15 protein-coding genes are annotated in these 16,898 nt (G+C 65.1%); 11 read left to right on the forward strand and 4 right to left on the reverse strand.

The annotated features are described in order from the left end of the window. Positions 1-71: 71 nt before the first annotated feature. Genes I6F28_RS07245 through I6F28_RS07260 form a run of 4 tightly spaced genes read right to left on the reverse strand, consistent with a single transcriptional unit; the run spans position 72 to position 3,731 of the window. Positions 72-1,067 carry an alpha/beta fold hydrolase gene (locus tag I6F28_RS07245; RefSeq protein WP_225139581.1) on the reverse strand — a complete coding sequence of 332 codons (996 nt, stop codon included), beginning with the start codon at positions 1,065-1,067 and terminating at the stop codon, positions 72-74. Positions 1,068-1,077: 10 nt separating this feature from the next. After that, positions 1,078-2,628, reverse strand: coding sequence for a WS/DGAT/MGAT family O-acyltransferase (locus I6F28_RS07250; RefSeq protein ID WP_036025769.1), 1,551 nt, complete (start codon positions 2,626-2,628; stop codon positions 1,078-1,080). A gap of 45 nt (positions 2,629-2,673) precedes the next feature. Continuing rightward, the gene (locus I6F28_RS07255) at positions 2,674-3,474 is read right to left on the reverse strand and encodes an esterase/lipase family protein (protein WP_225139582.1); all 801 of its coding nucleotides are present in this window, start codon (positions 3,472-3,474) and stop codon (positions 2,674-2,676) included. Then, positions 3,474-3,731 (reverse strand): DUF6489 family protein, encoded by a 258-nt coding sequence (locus I6F28_RS07260; protein ID WP_036004778.1) that lies wholly within the window; start codon positions 3,729-3,731, stop codon positions 3,474-3,476. The genes I6F28_RS07255 and I6F28_RS07260 overlap by 1 nt, the downstream gene beginning before the upstream one ends. 328 nt (positions 3,732-4,059) lie before the next feature. On the opposite strand from I6F28_RS07260, the gene I6F28_RS07265 reads away from it, so the two are divergent. From I6F28_RS07265 to I6F28_RS07315, 11 genes are all read left to right on the forward strand, one after another. After that, positions 4,060-5,655: an ABC transporter substrate-binding protein gene (locus I6F28_RS07265; RefSeq protein WP_225139583.1), complete on the forward strand. Its 1,596-nt coding sequence runs from the start codon at positions 4,060-4,062 to the stop codon at positions 5,653-5,655. 104 nt (positions 5,656-5,759) lie between these two features. Continuing rightward, complete coding sequence (locus tag I6F28_RS07270; protein ID WP_036004888.1) at positions 5,760-6,740, forward strand: ABC transporter permease; 981 nt, start codon at positions 5,760-5,762, stop codon at positions 6,738-6,740. Positions 6,741-6,750: 10 nt separating this feature from the next. Beyond that, positions 6,751-7,722, forward strand: a complete 972-nt coding sequence (locus tag I6F28_RS07275; protein WP_225139584.1) for an ABC transporter permease — start codon at positions 6,751-6,753, stop codon at positions 7,720-7,722. A gap of 13 nt (positions 7,723-7,735) precedes the next feature. Continuing rightward, complete coding sequence (locus tag I6F28_RS07280; protein ID WP_225129402.1) at positions 7,736-8,722, forward strand: ABC transporter ATP-binding protein; 987 nt, start codon at positions 7,736-7,738, stop codon at positions 8,720-8,722. Next, on the forward strand, positions 8,719-9,708 hold the full coding sequence (locus I6F28_RS07285; protein ID WP_036025780.1) for an ABC transporter ATP-binding protein: 990 nt from the start codon (positions 8,719-8,721) through the stop codon (positions 9,706-9,708). The genes I6F28_RS07280 and I6F28_RS07285 overlap by 4 nt, the downstream gene beginning before the upstream one ends. Positions 9,709-9,795: 87 nt before the next feature. After that, positions 9,796-11,601: a gamma-glutamyltransferase family protein gene (locus I6F28_RS07290; protein WP_225139585.1), complete on the forward strand. Its 1,806-nt coding sequence runs from the start codon at positions 9,796-9,798 to the stop codon at positions 11,599-11,601. 9 nt (positions 11,602-11,610) lie between these two features. Further along, positions 11,611-12,321 (forward strand): DUF1028 domain-containing protein, encoded by a 711-nt coding sequence (locus tag I6F28_RS07295; RefSeq protein ID WP_036004762.1) that lies wholly within the window; start codon positions 11,611-11,613, stop codon positions 12,319-12,321. Further along, on the forward strand, positions 12,318-13,307 hold the full coding sequence (locus tag I6F28_RS07300; RefSeq protein ID WP_225139586.1) for an ABC transporter ATP-binding protein: 990 nt from the start codon (positions 12,318-12,320) through the stop codon (positions 13,305-13,307). The genes I6F28_RS07295 and I6F28_RS07300 overlap by 4 nt, the downstream gene beginning before the upstream one ends. Further along, on the forward strand, positions 13,307-14,413 hold the full coding sequence (locus I6F28_RS07305) for an ABC transporter ATP-binding protein (protein ID WP_225139587.1): 1,107 nt from the start codon (positions 13,307-13,309) through the stop codon (positions 14,411-14,413). The genes I6F28_RS07300 and I6F28_RS07305 overlap by 1 nt, the downstream gene beginning before the upstream one ends. Before the next feature lie 22 nt (positions 14,414-14,435). After that, positions 14,436-15,944, forward strand: a complete 1,509-nt coding sequence (locus tag I6F28_RS07310; protein ID WP_225139588.1) for an ABC transporter substrate-binding protein — start codon at positions 14,436-14,438, stop codon at positions 15,942-15,944. 10 nt (positions 15,945-15,954) lie between these two features. After that, on the forward strand, positions 15,955-16,896 hold the full coding sequence (locus I6F28_RS07315; protein WP_025034874.1) for an ABC transporter permease: 942 nt from the start codon (positions 15,955-15,957) through the stop codon (positions 16,894-16,896). Positions 16,897-16,898 lie beyond the last annotated feature (2 nt).

Here is a 16,898-nt window from a genome sequence, read left to right on the forward strand (position 1 = left end):
TCGTCGCCAGCGCAAATTGCTTGGCAATTTGCCGCGGGCTCCTCGCAATGACGCGTTCCCAATGACGACCGCTAGCCAAACCGCCTTCTCCGCCACTCGATCAGCTTGGCGCTGACCTCCTCCGGCTTCTCCTGTTGCGTCCAATGGCCGCTGTCCTTCACCAGATACTTCTCGAGATCATCGATCAGTTTCTCCATGCCGTCGGCCGCCGAGGGCGGCAGCACGGCATCATTCTCCGCCATGATCATCAACGAGGGCACGTGGATGTGGTGGTCCAGCCCCTCGGCGCGCTCCCAGTTGCGGGTGAAGTTGCGGTACCAGTTGATGCCGCCGGTGAAGCCGGTCTTCGTGAAGGTGTCGACGAACACCTTCTTCTCATCAGCCGACAGGATCGGCGTGCGCGGATCGACCTTGGCGTCGTACGCCGCAATCATCTGCGGGAAAGCCAGGTTGGTCTTCGACGAGGCGCCGACACCCGCGATCGGCGGCTCGTCCGGTTTCGCTGCCGGCTTTGCCAGCGGCTTGCGCATGAAGGCGTCGAAGGTCTGCTCGACGCGGCTGCCGAAGATCCTGTCCGGCTCGCGCGCGGGATCCTGGAACTGGACGATGTACATCTGGTCGCCGTAACGCTGGCGGAACAGCGCGATCGGGTCGATCGGCATGCGGTCCCAATGCGGGGTGTTGACGCCGACGACTCCGGCGACGCGCGTGGGATGCCGCAGCGGCATCTGCCAGACGACGAAGCCGCCCCAGTCGTGGCCGACGAAGATCGCCTTGTCGATCCCGAGATGATCGAGCAGACCGACGAGATCGCCGGTCAGGTGCTCCATGTCATAGGCTTCGACCGGCTCGGGCCGGTCGGTCGCGCCGTAGCCACGCTGGTCGGGCGCGACTACGCGGATGCCGGCCTCGCTTAGTGCCTTGATCTGGTGACGCCAGGAGAATGCGAGCTCCGGCCAGCCGTGGCACAGCACGACCGGCGGTTTGTCATCGGACGGGCCCGCCTCGTAATAGCCCATGCGGATTCCGTTCGTCGTCGCGAACTTGAGCGGCGGCATTTCAATCATTGCAAAGTCCTTACTCGGCGGCGCCCTTGATATCAGCGGCCGGCGGCGTGTACGCCGCCTCCAGCGCGGCGAATTCCTCAGGCAGCATGTCGCACATCACCTGCACATGCGGAATGATGTTGGCACCGACGATAAAGCCGAAATCGAGCTGGTCGCGATAGCTCTGCACGGTGATGTTGAGTGCCTGCCCGTGGGTCGAGATAGACACCGGGAAGATGTGCAAGAGCTCGGCACCGGCGGCATAGAGCGTCTGCCGTGGCCCGGGCACGTTGGACACGGTGATGTTGGCCGCGGGCGGCAGCACGTCGGAGAGGTTCGAGCGGCTATAGAGCAGCGCCAGAATCTGCACCATGATCGGCGCGCCCAGCATCGAGATGTTGGAGACCTGCGGCATCAAAGCCCGCAAAGGATGCGACATCTCCTTGGACTTGGTTGATTGCGCGATGATCGCTTCCAGCCGCGCCTTGGGATCCTCGATGTTGGTGGCGATCGAGCAGATCATGCCGAACACCTGGTTGTTGGCCTCGGTGTTGCCCTCCTCCCGCAGCGAGATCGGCACCGCTGCGGTCAGGGATTTCGCCGGCAGCGTGCCGTATCGCAGGAGATAGCGGCGGACGACGCCGGAGGCGAGCGCCAGCACCACGTCGTTGAGCTTGCCGCCGGCCTGCTTGGCCAGCGCCTTCGCCCGCGACAGCGGGATCGATACGCCGGCAAAGCTCCGCTCCGAGGAGATCGTCTTGTTGAGCATGGTCGGCGGCGACACCATGCTGGCAAGGCTCTCGCGCGACTTCGGATCGGCGATCTTGCCGAGCACGTCGGAGACGCTCTTGAGCACGGTCGGGATGTTGCCGGCGAAGCGCACCGCGCTCTCGATCTGGTACATAGCGTTGTCGAACAGGATCGAGCCGATATCGCTCTTGCCGGTGCGGGGCAGCTGCAGGTTCTTCGCCGCTTGCGAAGCCTCCAGCGGCTGGCTGAACAGCTGCTGATAGGAGTCAAGCAGGTTGGCGGCGATGTCGCGCGGCTCCTGCCCGGGCTTGCTGCCCGCGGTCGGCGGATCGACCTTCCGCGGGATCGGCGAGATGTCGTAGATCATGTTGGTCAGCGCCGCACCGGCGCCGCCATCGATCGCGGCATGGTGCATCTTGGAATAGAGCCCGACCTCGTTGTCCTTCATGCCCTCGAACACGTAGAACTCCCAGAGCGGACGGGCGCGGTTGAGCAGCTTGGCATGCATCCAGCCGACGATGCGCTCGAGCGTGGCGCGGTCGCGCGGCTGCGGCAGGCTTGCCCGGAAGATGTGGCGGTCGATGTCGAACTGGTCGTCCTCGACCCAGGAGGGATGATCGATGTCGAGCGGCGCCTTCTCCAGCCGCGCCTTGAGAATCGGCGCGATGTGCAGGCGCGAGACGATCATCGCCTTGAACTCTTCGAAGAAATCGCCCTTGTAGTCGTCAGGCAGGCGGAAGATCGCCATGCTGCCGACATGCATCGGCATCTCCGGTGTTTCCAGATAGAGAAACGACGCGTCAAGCGACGACAGCTTCTTACCGTCAGCCATGGTTCCCTCCCGAGTATTCGACGGGCGCCTTGGCGGCGCTTCTCGTCAGGCCGATACTGCCCGGTCCGGCGGGGCATATGCAATGGCAAACGGCCCCGCCCGGTCAAATGGCCGGAAGTCTCCCTCCGGTTGCGCCAGGCGATCCGCCACGGCCCACAGCACCGCCGGGTTCACGCCAAGCCCAATATGGCTCGCCAGGTGCACCTCGATGTTCTCGGCACGGTCGGAGGGGCGCAGCACACAGGTCCGCCAGTTCACGACGCCGTCGGCGCGCGAATAGATCGACGTTGCCGGCACCGGCAGATCGCCGGCAATCGCCTCGCGCGCTTCCGCATAGTCCTCCACCTTCTCGCCGGATAGCGTCTCATAGAGCCGCGTCGCGTGGGTCGCCCGCACATCGTTGGCAAAAGGGCTGCCGAGCGTGACGACGTAGCGGACCTTGTCCGGCGCCCAAAGCGCGAGATCGCGGGCATAGACGCCGCCGAGACTCCACCCGACCAGGCTGACCTTGCGTCCCGTGGCGGCATGGATTTCGGCCAAGCGCATGCGCAGCGAATCCCGCATGCGCCCGAGCCCGCCGAGATTGCGGCCCATCCGCCAGGCATGCGCCGCATAACCGAGCTCGCTGAGGTAGCGCCGTATCGGCACCATCGAGAGGTCGCTGGCGAGAAAGCCCGGCAGCGCCAGCACCGGATGGCCATCGCCCCGCGGCGCCCGGATCAGGAGCGGCGACAGCAAGAGGCTCGCATTCAACTCGAATAGCCCACGGGCCTCGGCGAGCAGCAGGCCGAGACCCGGCGGACGAAGCCGGCCTTCTTGCAGCGCCCCGTCCGGCCCGGGCGACACTATTTTTTCTTGTCGCCGCTGCGCGTGCCGCCGAGGCCTGCCATCGCGACGAACATGTCCTGAAACCGCTCGGCGATCTTGGGATCGAAGGTGAACCAGCTCTGGATCAGCGATTCCGGCGAGACCTTCTCGATGTTGCTGAGAACCTGCTGCTGCAGCTTGTCCATCACGGCCGTCTGCATCGGCCCCACATCGGGCAGACCGAAGAACTGGCGGGCCTCAAGGGGGGTGCAGTCGATTTCGATGTTAACCTTCATGTCCCCTCCAGATGAGATTCGAGCGGCCCGTCGGAGTATCACCGCGAGAAGGTCTGCAAGGCAAGCGACCTGAGGGGAAGCCGCTGGGATCGGCTTCCCCAATCGGCTCGTATGGTCAATCAATCAAATTGGCTGGCCCGCGACCCGCGCAGAAGCTCGCCGGCCGGCCGCGGGGGACGCCGGGCAGCATTGCTGCACAGCGGTGCAACTTGGCGCGTTCCTTGCTGGAATGACGCTTGCACGGGTCGAGAACTCTGGGCAACATGGATCGGTCAGCCCCGCCGAACAATCAAAAATCACCGGCGCGGCAGTGTGGAGAGGGTCAAGAATGTCAATCGGTCAAAGTCTGTTTGCGGCGACGCTCGCAGGTACGCTTGCGTTGGCGGTCTCGCCAGCGACCAGCCAGACGCTACGTTATGCCAACCAGGGTGACCTGAAGTCGCTCGACCCCTATACCCTGAACGAGAGCACCACCCACGCCCATCTCGGCCACGTCTATCAGGGCCTCACCGCGCGCGACAAGGACCTCAAGATCATTCCGGCACTGGCGGAAAGCTGGGAAACCCCGGAGCCGACCCGCTGGCGCTTCCATTTGCGCAAGGGCGTGAAATTCCACAACGGCAACCCATTCACCGCCGACGACGTGGTGTTCTCGGCCGATCGCGTCCGCAAGAAGGGGTCGAACATGCAGACCCGCCTTGCGCCCGACGTCAAGGTAGTGAAGGTCGACGACTACACGGTCGACTTCGTCCTGCCCTCGCCCAATCCCATCCTGCACAACGCGTGGGATGTCTGGTACATCATGAACAAGAAATGGGCCGAGGAGAACAACGTCGTCGATCCGACGCCGGTGGCGGCGACCACGCCGAGCTATGCCTCACTGAACGAGAACGGCACCGGTCCCTTCATCATCGAAAGCCATCAGCCCGGCGTGAAGACGGTGTTCAAGGCCAATCCCAATTACTGGGGCAAGGTCGAAGGCAATCTCAAGGAGATCATCTTCACCCCGATCGCTTCCGACGCCACCCGCGTCGCCGCCCTGCTCTCGGGCGAAGTCGACGTCATCGAGCCGGTTCCGATCCAGGACATCTCCCGCGTCGATTCCAGCCCGAACGCCCAGGTGCTGAAGGGACCGGAGCTGCGCACCATCTTCCTCGGCTTTGACCAGATGCGTGACGAGCTGCTCTACTCCAACATCAAGGGCAAGAACCCGTTCAAGGACGTCCGCGTCCGCGAGGCCTTCTACAAGGCGATCGACATCGAGCTGATCAAGACGCGCGTGATGCGCGGGCTGTCGACGCCGTCGGCGCTGATGATCGCACCGGAACTGTTCGTGCTGTCCAAGGAGTTCACGCGGCCGAAATTCGATCCTGACGGCGCCAAGAAGCTCCTGACCGAAGCCGGTTACCCCGACGGCTTCGAGGTCACCATGGACTGCCCGAACGATCGCTACGTCAACGACGCCGCGATCTGCCAGGCCGTGGTCGGCATGCTCGCCCGCATCGGCGTCAAGATCAATCTCCTGGCGCAACCGAAGGCGCAGTACTTCGCCAAGGTGCTGAAGCAGGGCGGCTACCAGACCTCGTTCTACCTTTTGGGCTGGACTCCAAGCACGATGGATTCCCACAACGTGCTCTACGACATCATGGGCTGCCGCGACGATGCGAAATCCTCGCGCGGCGAGGCCAATCTCGGCGGCTATTGCAACAAGGAGTTCGACGCCATCACCGACAAGGTGCTGGTCGAAGCCGACACCACCAAGCGCAACCAGTTGATCAAGCAGGCCTACGAAATCGGCATGAAGGACTGGTCCTACATCCCGCTGCACCAGCAGGCGCTGGCCTGGGGCGTTTCGAAGAAGGTGAACCTGCCGCAGCGCGCCGACAATCTCGTCATGTTCCACTGGGCAACCAAGAAGGAATAGGATCGGTTGAACACGAGGTCCCGGCGGCATCCGCCTTCCGGGACCTTTTCTTTTCCGGCCGCCAAGGACGTCGGCCGTACGCTCACCCAAGGACAGTGGAAGGCATGCTCGCTTTCACGCTTCGCCGCGCCGTTCAGGCCATCGGCGTCATGTTCGCCGTCGGCATCATCGCGTTCTCGATGTTCCGCTTCGCCGGCGACCCCGTCAACCAGATCGTCTCGATCGACACCTCGGCCGCCGAACGCGCGATCGTGCGCAAGTCGCTCGGCCTCGACGACCCCGTGCCGGTGCAGTTCGTGCGCTATTTCGCCGATGCGGCGCAGTTCAAGTTCGGCGTCTCCTACCAGTTCCGCCAGCCGGTCGCGACGCTGTTGATGGAGCGCATGCCCGCGACGCTGGAACTTGCGATCTGTGCGACCGTGTTTGCCATGGTCTTCGGCATCCTCATGGGCGTCTATTCGGCGCTCAAGCGCGATACCGTGCTGGCCAAATTATTCCAGGCGATCTCGCTGATCGGCATCTCGCTGCCGACCTTCCTGATCGGCATTCTCCTGATCTACCTGTTCGCCGTGACATTGGGCTGGTTGCCCTCGTTCGGCCGCGGCGAGGTGGTCAAGCTCGGCTGGTGGACGACCGGCCTGCTCACGGTGTCGGGACTGAAGGCACTGATCATGCCTTCGATCACGCTCGGCCTGTTCCAGATGACCCTGATCATGCGGCTGGTGCGCGCGGAGATGCTGGAAGTGTTGCGGACCGACTATATCCGCTTCGCCCGCGCCAGGGGGCTGACCACGCGCGCCATCCATTTCGGCCACGCGCTGAAGAACACGCTGATTCCGGTGATTACCGTAGCCGGGCTTCAGTTTGGCTCGGTTATTGCATTTTCGATCATCACCGAAACGGTGTTCCAATGGCCGGGCATGGGGCTTCTGTTCGTCCAGGCCGTGCAAAACGTCGACATTCCGATCATGGCCGCCTACCTGCTGATGGTTTCACTAATCTTCGTCACCATCAATCTGGTGGTCGACATTCTCTACACGGTGGTCGATCCGCGCTTGCGCTCGACCGTCGGTCGCGCCGCATAGGACAACCTGCATGTCCGACGCAGTCGTTTCCAATTCCGACAAGCAAAGCGCGCAGCCGGTGCAGGTCGCCCATGGCTGGTTCAGCCGCACGCTCGACAGCGACTTGTTCTATTCGTTCCGCCGCTCCAAGCTCACCATGGTGGCTGCGGCCATCACGGTCCTGTTCTTCCTGCTTGCGATCTTTGCATCCGTGCTCGCGGTGCAGAACCCGTTCGATCCGGCACAGCTGCAATTGATGAATTCGCGGATTTCACCGCTGTGGACTGCGGACGGCCAGAGCCCGTTCCTGCTTGGCACCGACGAGCAGGGCCGCGACGTGTTCTCCGCGATTCTCTATGGCATGCGCATCTCGCTCGCCGTGGGTGTCGCCGGCGTGATCTTCGCCGGCGCGCTCGGCATCGCCCTCGGCCTGATCGCCGGCTATTTCGGCGGCGCAGTGGACGGCGTGATCATGCGGATCGCCGACGTGCAGCTGACATTCCCTGCAATCCTGATCGCGCTGCTGGTCAACGGCATCGCGAAATCAATCCTCGGCAACCGGCTGGACGCCACCAGCATGCTGGTGGTGCTGGTGATCTCGATCGGCCTGAGCTTCTGGGTTGGCTATGCCCGGACGGTGCGCAGCTCCGTGATGGTCGAGAAGAACAAGGACTACGTCGCCGCCGCACAGCTGATCGGCCTGCCGGCGCCGAAGATCATGCTGCGGCACGTGCTGCCGAACACGATGGGCCCGATTCTGGTCATCGCCACCATCAACCTTGCGCTCGCCATCATCACCGAGGCGACGCTGTCCTTCCTCGGCGTCGGCCTGCCCGACACCATGCCCTCGCTCGGCACGCTGATCCGCATCGGCAACAATTATCTGTTCGCCGGCGAATGGTGGATCGTCGCCTTCCCGGGGCTCGCGCTCGCGGCGCTGATCCTGTCGATCAATCTGCTCGGCGACTGGCTGCGCGACGCGCTCAATCCGAAGCTTCGATGAATACGCCTCGTCCATGACCGAACCCGTCCTTTCCGTGCGCGATCTTCACGTGGAGTTTGCCTCCCGCCGCGGCACGCTGCGCGCCATCGACGGCGTCTCCTTCGACATCGCCAAAGGCGAGGTGCTCGGCGTCGTCGGCGAGTCCGGAGCCGGCAAGTCCGTCACCGGCCTCGCGGTGATCGGCCTGATCGATCCGCCCGGCCGCATTGCCGGCGGCGAGATTCGTCTCGCGGGCCTGCGCATCGACAATCTGCCGCCGGAGGAGATGCGCCGTATCAGGGGCAAGCGCATCGGCATGATCTTCCAGGATCCGCTGACATCGCTCAATCCGCTGTACAAGGTCGGCGACCAGATCGTGGAGACGATCCGCACCCACCTCAATCTGTCCGAGTCGGCCGCCCGCCGCCGCGCCATCGACCTCCTCGCCGAAGTCGGCATACCCGCGCCCGAAAAGCGCATCGACGGCTATCCCCACGAGTTTTCCGGTGGCATGCGCCAGCGCGTCGTGATCGCGCTCGCGATCTGTGCCGAGCCCGAGCTGATCATCGCGGACGAGCCGACCACCGCGCTCGACGTCTCCGTGCAGGCGCAGATCATCTCGTTGATCAAGCGCCTCGGCCGCGACCACGGCACCGCGGTGATGCTGGTGACGCACGACATGGGCGTGATCGCGGAAACCTCCGACCGCGTCGCGGTGATGTATGCCGGCCGCGTCGCCGAGATCGGCCCGGTGCAGGACGTCGTGAAGAATCCGCTGCATCCTTATGCCAAGGGCCTGATGGGCGCGATCCCGACGCTTGCGGGCGAGGACAAGCGCCTGGTGCAGATCCCGGGCTCGATGCCGCGCCTGTCGGCGATCCCGCGCGGCTGCTCGTTCAATCCGCGCTGCGCCTTCGCCTTCGATCGTTGCCGTGTCGATCGGCCGGAGCCGCTGCCGCGCGGCGCGCAATCGGTGGCCTGCCACCTCTATGACGACGTGCCGGCGGAGAGCGTGGCATGAGTGCTCCCTTCGTCCAGGCCACAAACCTGCGCCGCGTCTTCGACGTCTCGAAACCCTGGCTCAACCGCGTGCTTGAAGGCGGACATCTCGAATATCTCAAGGCAGTCGATCACGTTACCTTCGACATCAGGAAGGGCGAGACGTTTGCCCTGGTCGGCGAGTCCGGCTCCGGCAAGACCACGGTGGCACGCATGGTCGTCGGCCTGCTGCCGCCAAGCGCCGGCGACGTGCTGATCGACGGCGTCTCCATGACCGACCCGCGGCAGGCGCCAGCGCGGCGGAAGCTGCGCCGGCGCATCCAGATGATCTTCCAGGATCCCTATGCGAGCCTGAACCCGCGCTTCCGGGTCGATGCCATCATCTCCGAGCCGATCCGTGCCTTCGACCTGATCCAGGGCGAGCGCGACATCCAGGCTCGCGTCGGCGAGCTGCTCAGCCTCGTCGGCCTGCATCCGGACGACCGGCTGAAATATCCGCACGAATTCTCCGGCGGCCAACGCCAACGCATCGCGATCGCGCGCGCGCTCGCGTCCGACGCCGAATTCATCGTCTGCGACGAGCCGACCTCGGCGCTCGACGTCTCCGTGCAGGCGCAGATCCTGAACCTGATGCGCGACCTCCAGGACAAGTTCGGCCTGACCTACATGTTCATCAGCCACAACCTCGCCGTGGTGCGCCACATGGCGAGCCGCGTCGGCGTGATGTATCTCGGCCGCATCGTCGAGATCGCGGACGGACGCGAGCTGTTCGCAAATCCGCGCATGCCCTACACCAAGATGCTGCTGGGCGCCGTGCCTGATCTTGCCATGAGCGGCCGCCAGCGCATTCCGGTCAAGGGCGAGATCCCCAACCCGATCAATCCGCCCTCCGGCTGCGCCTTCAATCCGCGCTGTCCGCTGGCGTTCGATCTCTGCCGCAAGGAGACCCCGGAACTGATCGACGGCGTCGCCTGCCATGCGGTCAACACCGCGCCGGTCCCGGCGTGACGCGCGCGTGCCATGCAGCCTGCGCATTTGGAAGCGGCGTGGCCCTGTGATCAATTGCGCGCGCCGGAAATAAGGTGGTGAAGTCCCATGGGCAGTAATATCAATCCCGATCCGTTCACGACGAGGCCCGAGATCGAGGGCACGTTCGGGGTCGTCGCCTCGACGCACTGGATTGCGACTGCCGTGGGCATGGCCATCCTGGAAAAGGGCGGCAATGCCTTCGATGCCGGCGTTGCCACCGCCTTCACGCTCCAGGTGGTCGAGCCGCATCTGAACGGTCCCGGCGGCGACGTGCCCATCATCGTGCATGACGTCAAGCGCGGCCGCACCGAGGTAATCTGCGGCCAGGGCCCGGCGCCGGCGCGGGCCACCATCGCGCATTACAGAAGCGAAGGCCTCGACATGGTGCCGGGCACGGGTCTGCTCGCCGCCTGCGTTCCCGGCACCTTCGAATCCTGGATGATGCTGCTGCGCGACTACGGAACGATGCGCGTGCGCGACGTGCTGGAGCCGGCGATCTCCTACGCCCGCGACGGCTATCCGCTGGTCGAGCGCGCCTGCGCCACGATCCAGACCGTCGAGCAGCTGTTCCGCAAGCACTGGCCGACGTCCGCCGCGGTCTACCTCCCGAACAGTGAAGTGCCGAAGCCAGGCACGCTGTTCACCAACAAGACACTGGCTGCGACCTACGCCCGGATCCTGAGCGAGGCGGAAAGCGGCGTCGGTGGCCGCGATGCGGAGATCGAGCGCGCGCGCAAAGCCTGGTCGCAAGGCTTCGTCGCGGAAGCCGTCGACAAGTTCTGCCGAACCCAGGAGGTGATGGACGTCAGCGGCTCGCCACATCGCGGCGTGCTCTCCGCCGACGACATGGCGCGCTGGCAGCCGACAGTCGAGGCGCCGCTCACCTACGACTATGGCCGCTACACCGTCTGCAAGGCCGGCGTCTGGAGCCAGGGTCCGGTCACCTTGCAGCAGCTCGCGCTACTGAAGGGCTTTGCGCTCGACGGCCTCGACCCGACAGGGCCGGAGTTCATCCATCTCCAGATCGAATGCGCCAAGCTCGCCTTTGCTGATCGCGAAAAATTCTACGGCGATCCCAAGTTCAACGAGATCCCGATCGAAACGCTGCTGTCGGATACCTATAACGACGAGCGCCGCAAGCTCGTCACCGACAAGGCTTCGCTCGATTTCATCCCTGGTTCTGTCGAGGGCTTCGGCGGTGTCGTCAAGCTGCGCCGCGCGGAGGGCCAGCGCGAGGCGGTCGGCGCGCTCGGCGCCGGCGAGCCGACCGTGGGCCGCTTCGGCGAGGTGCGCGGCGACACCGTGCATTTCGACATCATCGACAGCGACGGCAACATGGTGTCGTCGACGCCGTCGGGCGGCTGGCTGCAATCCTCGCCGATCATTCCCGAGCTCGGCTTTTGCCTCGGCAGCCGCGCTCAGATGTTCTGGCTGGAGGAAGGTCATCCCGCCGCGCTCGCGCCGGGCAAGCGGCCGCGCACCACCCTCTCTCCGACCATGGCGCTGCGCGATGGCGAGCCCTACCTCGCCTGGGGCTCGCCCGGCGGCGATCAGCAGGACCAGTGGATCACGCAGTTCTTCCTGCGCCACGTCCATTGTAACCTCAATCTCCAGGAAGCCATCGACGCGCCGGCCTGGCATTCCGAGCATTTCCCGATCTCGTTCTGGCCGCGCACCGCACGTCCCGGCGTGCTCGTGGTCGAGAACCGCGTGCCGAAGGCGACGATCGAGAACCTGCGCGAGCGCGGGCATATAGTCGAGGTCGGCCCCGACTGGTCCGAAGGCCGCCTCACCGCGGCCTCACGCGTAGGTCGCCGCCGCCGTGCCGCCGCCAATCCGCGCGGCATGCAGGGCTATGCGGCGGGACGCTGAAGGCAGCACATGACCTGGTCGATCATCGCGCGCGATCCTGCCACCGGCCAGTTCGGTATCGCGGTTGCGACCCGCTTTTTCGCCGTCGGCGCGCGCGTGCCCTACATCGCCGCTGGCCTCGGCGCCATCGCGACGCAGGCCTTCGTCAATCCCTATTACGGCATCGACGGCGTCAAGCTCTTGCGCGAGGGCCTCAACGCCCACGACGTGCTCGCCACGCTGCTGGCGACCGATGACGGCCGCGAGAGCCGGCAGGTCCATTTGATGGATGCCAGCGGCGCCATCGCCGCGCATACCGGGCGCGACTGCGTCGATTGGTGCGGCCATATTGCCGGCAGCGGCTTCTCGATCGCCGGCAACATGCTCGCGGGGGCCGACGTGCTCGACGAGACAGCGAGGACCTATATCGCGAGCGACAGCCTGCCCTTCCCACGCCGTCTGCTCGCGGCGATGCGCGCCGGCGAAGCCGCCGGCGGCGACAAGCGCGGCAAGCAATCGGCCGCGCTCGTGATCCACGGCGAGGAGGAATGGCCAGCGCTGGACATTCGCGCCGACGACCATCCCGATCCGCTCGGTGAGCTCGAACGCCTCGAGCGCGTCAGCCACGAACTCTGGGTGCACTTCCGCGCCTCCATGCCGACGCGGCAGAACCCGGCCGGCAACACCGATCGCAGCGTCATCGACGCCAGCATCGAAGCGGCGCGCGCGAGACGATCATGAGCGCCAGCCCCCTCATCGAGATCAAGGATCTGCGTATCCGCTTTCATGGCGACGACGGCCGTATCACCCACGCGGTCGACAGCGTCGATCTCAGCGTCGCCAATGGCGCGACGCTCGGTCTCGTCGGGGAATCCGGCTGCGGCAAGAGCGTGACGTCGCTGGCAATCATGGGCCTGCTGTCGAAGCAGAGCGCGGAAATAAGTGGCGCGATCCGCTTCGACGGTTTCGACCTGCTGACCACGCCGGACCAGACGTTGCGCGATCTGCGCGGCAACCGGCTGGCGATGATCTTCCAGGAGCCGATGACCTCGCTCAATCCGAGCTTCACGATCGGCGACCAGATCATCGAGACAATCCTGCGTCACCGCGGCGGCTCGCGGAGGAACGCGCGCGAGCGCGCGATCGAGCTGTTGCGCCGCGTCCATATCCCTTCGCCCGAGCGTCGCATCGACGACTACCCGCACAAGCTCTCCGGCGGCATGCGCCAGCGCGTCATGATCGCGATGGCACTCGCCTGCGACCCGCGGCTGCTGATCGCGGACGAGCCGACCACCGCACTCGACGTCACCCTGCAGGCCCAGATCCTGGAGCTGATGCGCGAGCTGAAAGCCGCGAGCGGCGCCGCGATCATCCTGATCACCCACGATCTCGGCGTCGTCGCCGAGGTCTGCGACGAGGTCGCGGTGATGTATGCCGGCGAGATCGTCGAGCGGGCGCCGGTCGATGAATTGTTCTCCGCGCCGCAGCATCCCTACACCGTCGGCCTGCTCGGCTCGATCCCGCGGCTCGACCACCGCGCCGAGCAGCTTGCGACAATCGAAGGCATGGTGCCGAACATGGCGCGGCCGCCCGGCGGTTGCCGCTTCGCCGCGCGTTGCCCCTTCGTGCTCGACGCCTGCACCAGGGCGCCGCCGCCGCTGGTCGAAGTCAGCGGCGGCCACCTCTCGCGCTGCATCCGCGCGCCGCTCGAACTTCTGGTGTCGTGATGGCGCTGCTCGAGGTTGAAGGCCTGGTCAAGCATTTTGTCGCCCAGCGGTCGCTGCTCGGCCGCGCGCTGGCGCACGTCAAGGCGGTCGATGGCGTGTCCTTCTCGCTGGAGGCCGGCAAGACGCTGGCCTTGGTCGGCGAATCCGGTTGCGGCAAGTCCACCGTCAGCCGCCTGGTGCTGCGGCTGATCGAGCCGGACGCTGGTATGATCCGCTTCGACGGCCGCAACCTGCTCGCGCTCGACGCCGGGACCTTGCGCGCCTTCCGCCGCGAGGCGCAAATCATCTTCCAGGATCCCTACGCCTCGCTCAATCCGCGCATGACGGTCGGCCAGATTCTGACCGAGCCGCTGGCGTTGCACGATCTGGTGCCGCCGGTGCGGCGGGCCGAGCGCGTTGCCGAACTGCTGCGGCTGGTCGGGCTGGAGCCGCGCCTCGCCCGCCGCTATCCGCATGAATTCTCCGGCGGCCAGCGCCAACGCATCGCGATCGCCCGCGCGCTCGCGGTCGAGCCGAAGCTCATCATCTGCGATGAGCCGGTCTCGGCGCTCGACGTCTCGATCCGCTCGCAGATCCTCAATCTGCTACGCGAGCTCCAGGACCGGCTTGGCCTCGCCTACATCTTCGTCTCGCACGACCTTGCCGTGGTCAAGCACATCGCCGACCACGTCGCGGTGATGAATCTCGGCCAGATCGTCGAGACGGCCGAAGCTAACGCGCTGTTCGCCGCGCCGCGCCATCCCTACAGCCGCGCATTGCTGTCCGCGATCCCGCTGCCGCAGCCGAAGGCGAAACGGACGACGGTGCTGCTGGAGGGCGAAATCCCGAGCGCCCTCAATCCGCCCGCCGGCTGCCGCTTTCACACCCGCTGCCCGTTCGTGATCGAGCGCTGCCGCAATGAGGCGCCTGCGCTTCTAGCTGACCGCACCGGCCATGCCACCGCCTGTCACCGCACCGCGGAGCTGCCGTCTGCCGACGCCATTCTACCCACCGCCGGCGGGTTTTCGCCGGCGCTTGCAAAGCTGGTCGCGGCCTTCAGCCAAAAGACGGAAGGCAGCAGCCCCGACGGGGTTGGTATACAGTGCGCCGCGTCCGCAACGAAATAGCCGAAGCAATGGGGATTGACCGATGAAGATGTTTCGCCTGGCCGCAACAGCCGCCGCTGTGCTGGTGTCGATCGGGGCCGCGCAGGCCCAGACCACGTTGCGCATCGGCCTCGCCGAAGACCCCGATATCCTCGACCCTACGATGGCGCGCACCTATGTCGGCCGCATCGTGTTCTCCTCCTTCTGCGACAAGCTGTTCGACATCGACGAGAAGCTCAACATCGTGCCGCAGCTGGCGCTCTCGAGCGAAACCGCCGACGACGGCAAGGCGCTGGTCATCAAGCTGCGGCCCGGCGTGAAATTCCACGACGGTGAGCCGTTCGATGCCGAGGCCGCAAAATTCTCGCTGGAACGGCATCTGACGTTCCCCGGCTCGTTCCGCAAGCCGGAGCTCGCCTCGGTCGATCGCGTCGAAATCGTCGATCCCCTCACGATCAAGCTGGTGTTGAAGTCGCCGTTCTCGCCCCTGCTCGCTCAGCTCACCGACCGCGCCGGAATGATGATGTCGCCGAAGGCCGCCAAGGAGGCCGGCGACAAGTTCGGCCTTCGCCCGGTCTGCGCCGGCCCCTACAAGTTCGTCGAGCGCGTGCAGCAGGACCGCATCGTGTTCGAGAAATTCGCCGACTACTGGAACAAGGACAACATCTTCATCGACAAGATCGTGTTTCAGCCGATCGTCGATGCGACCGTGCGGCTCGCAAACCTGAAATCCGGCGGCCTCGATCTGATCGAGCGCGTACTCGCCACCGACCTCAAGGAGGTGCGCGCCGACTCCCGGCTGAAGGTCGCGACCGCCATCGAGCTCGGCTATCAGGGCATCACGCTCAACATCGGCAAGGACAAGGCCAAGGGCCCGCTCAGCCAATCCGCCAAGGTGCGGCAGGCACTCGACTGGTCGATCGACCGCGAGGCGATCAACCAAGTGGTGTTCAACGGCGAATTCAAGCCGGGCAACCAATGGGTCAATCCCGATCACCCCTATTATCAGGGCGCATTTCCGGTCCACGGCCGCGACATCGCCAAAGCCAAGGCCCTCCTGAAGGAAGCCGGCGTCACTGGGCCAGTCAGCGTTGACTTCCTGGTACCAAAGGGTGCCGAGACCGAAGCGGTGGCTCAAGTGGTGCAATCCATGGCGAGCGAGGCGGGCTTCGATATGAAGATCCGCGTCACCGAGTTTGCGACGTCGCTGAAGCAGGCCGAGTCCGGCGAATACCAGGCCTTCATGCTGGCATGGAGCGGACGCATCGATCCCGATGGCAATTCCTACGTGTTCCTGCGCAAGGATGCGCCGCAGAACTACAGTGCCTGGACCAACGCCGACGCGGACAAGGCGCTCGACGATGCCCGCCGTACGTCGGACATGGCTCAGCGCAAGGCCGCCTACGAGAGACTTGCGAAGCTGGAGCTGGAAGATCACGCCATCCTCTACCTCTATCACCGCCGCATCATCATCGCGCACACGACCAAGCTCGAAGGCTATAGGCAAATGCCGGACGGCCTCGTCCGCGTTGTCGGCCTCAAGCTGAAGTGACGCTGCGAGGATGCTGAACTTCCTCGCCCGCCGCCTTGTGCAGATCGTGCCGACGCTGTTCTTCGTCTCGGTGCTGATCTTCTCGCTGCAGCAATTGCTGCCGGGTGACCCCGCGCTGGTGATGGCGGGCGAGGAGCGCGATCCCGCCGTGATCGAGCAGATCCGCCGCCAGTACCGGCTCGATCAGCCCGTCCCGGTGCAGTACGCCTACTGGATCAAGGGCGTGCTCTCTGGCGATTTCGGCGAGTCGCTGCGCAACAAGATGCCGGTGCGCGAGTTGATCGCACAGAAGCTGCCGGTGACGCTGCAGCTCGGCTCGATGGCGATTCTGATCGCGCTGCTGATCGGCATTCCCGCCGGCATCGTCGCGGCCGTGAAGAAGGGTTCCGCGTGGGACTACGGCGCCAATCTCTTTGCGCTGTGGGGCATCTCAACGCCGAACTTCTGGCTCGGAATCATGCTGATCTTCCTGTTCTCGATCGAGCTTGGATGGTTGCCGGCTTCCGGCTACGTGCCGCTCACCGAGAACTGGCGCGCAAGCCTGGCCGTCACCATCATGCCGGCCTTCGTGCTCGGCAATGCGATCGCCGCGATCCTGATGCGGCATACGCGCAGCGCCATGCTTCAGGTGCTGGAAAGCGACTACGTGCGCACCGCGCGCGCCAAAGGACTGTTGGAGCGCACGGTGATCCTCAAGCATGCCATGCGCAATGCGCTGACCCCCGTCATCACGCTCGGCGCGCTCGAGCTCGGTACGCTGCTCTCCGGCGCGGTCCTGACCGAGCAGATCTTCTCCATTCCCGGCTTCGGCAAGCTGATCGTGGATGCCGTATTCAACCGCGATTATGCCGTGGTGCAGGGCGTCGTCCTGGTGACGGCCACGGTCTACATCACGCTGAATCTGGTGGCCGATATCGCCTACATCCTCGTCAATCCGCGGCTCCGGGGCTGATC

Source organism: Bradyrhizobium sp. NBAIM14 (assembly GCF_020193895.1).
GTDB lineage: Bacteria > Pseudomonadota > Alphaproteobacteria > Rhizobiales > Xanthobacteraceae > Bradyrhizobium > Bradyrhizobium yuanmingense.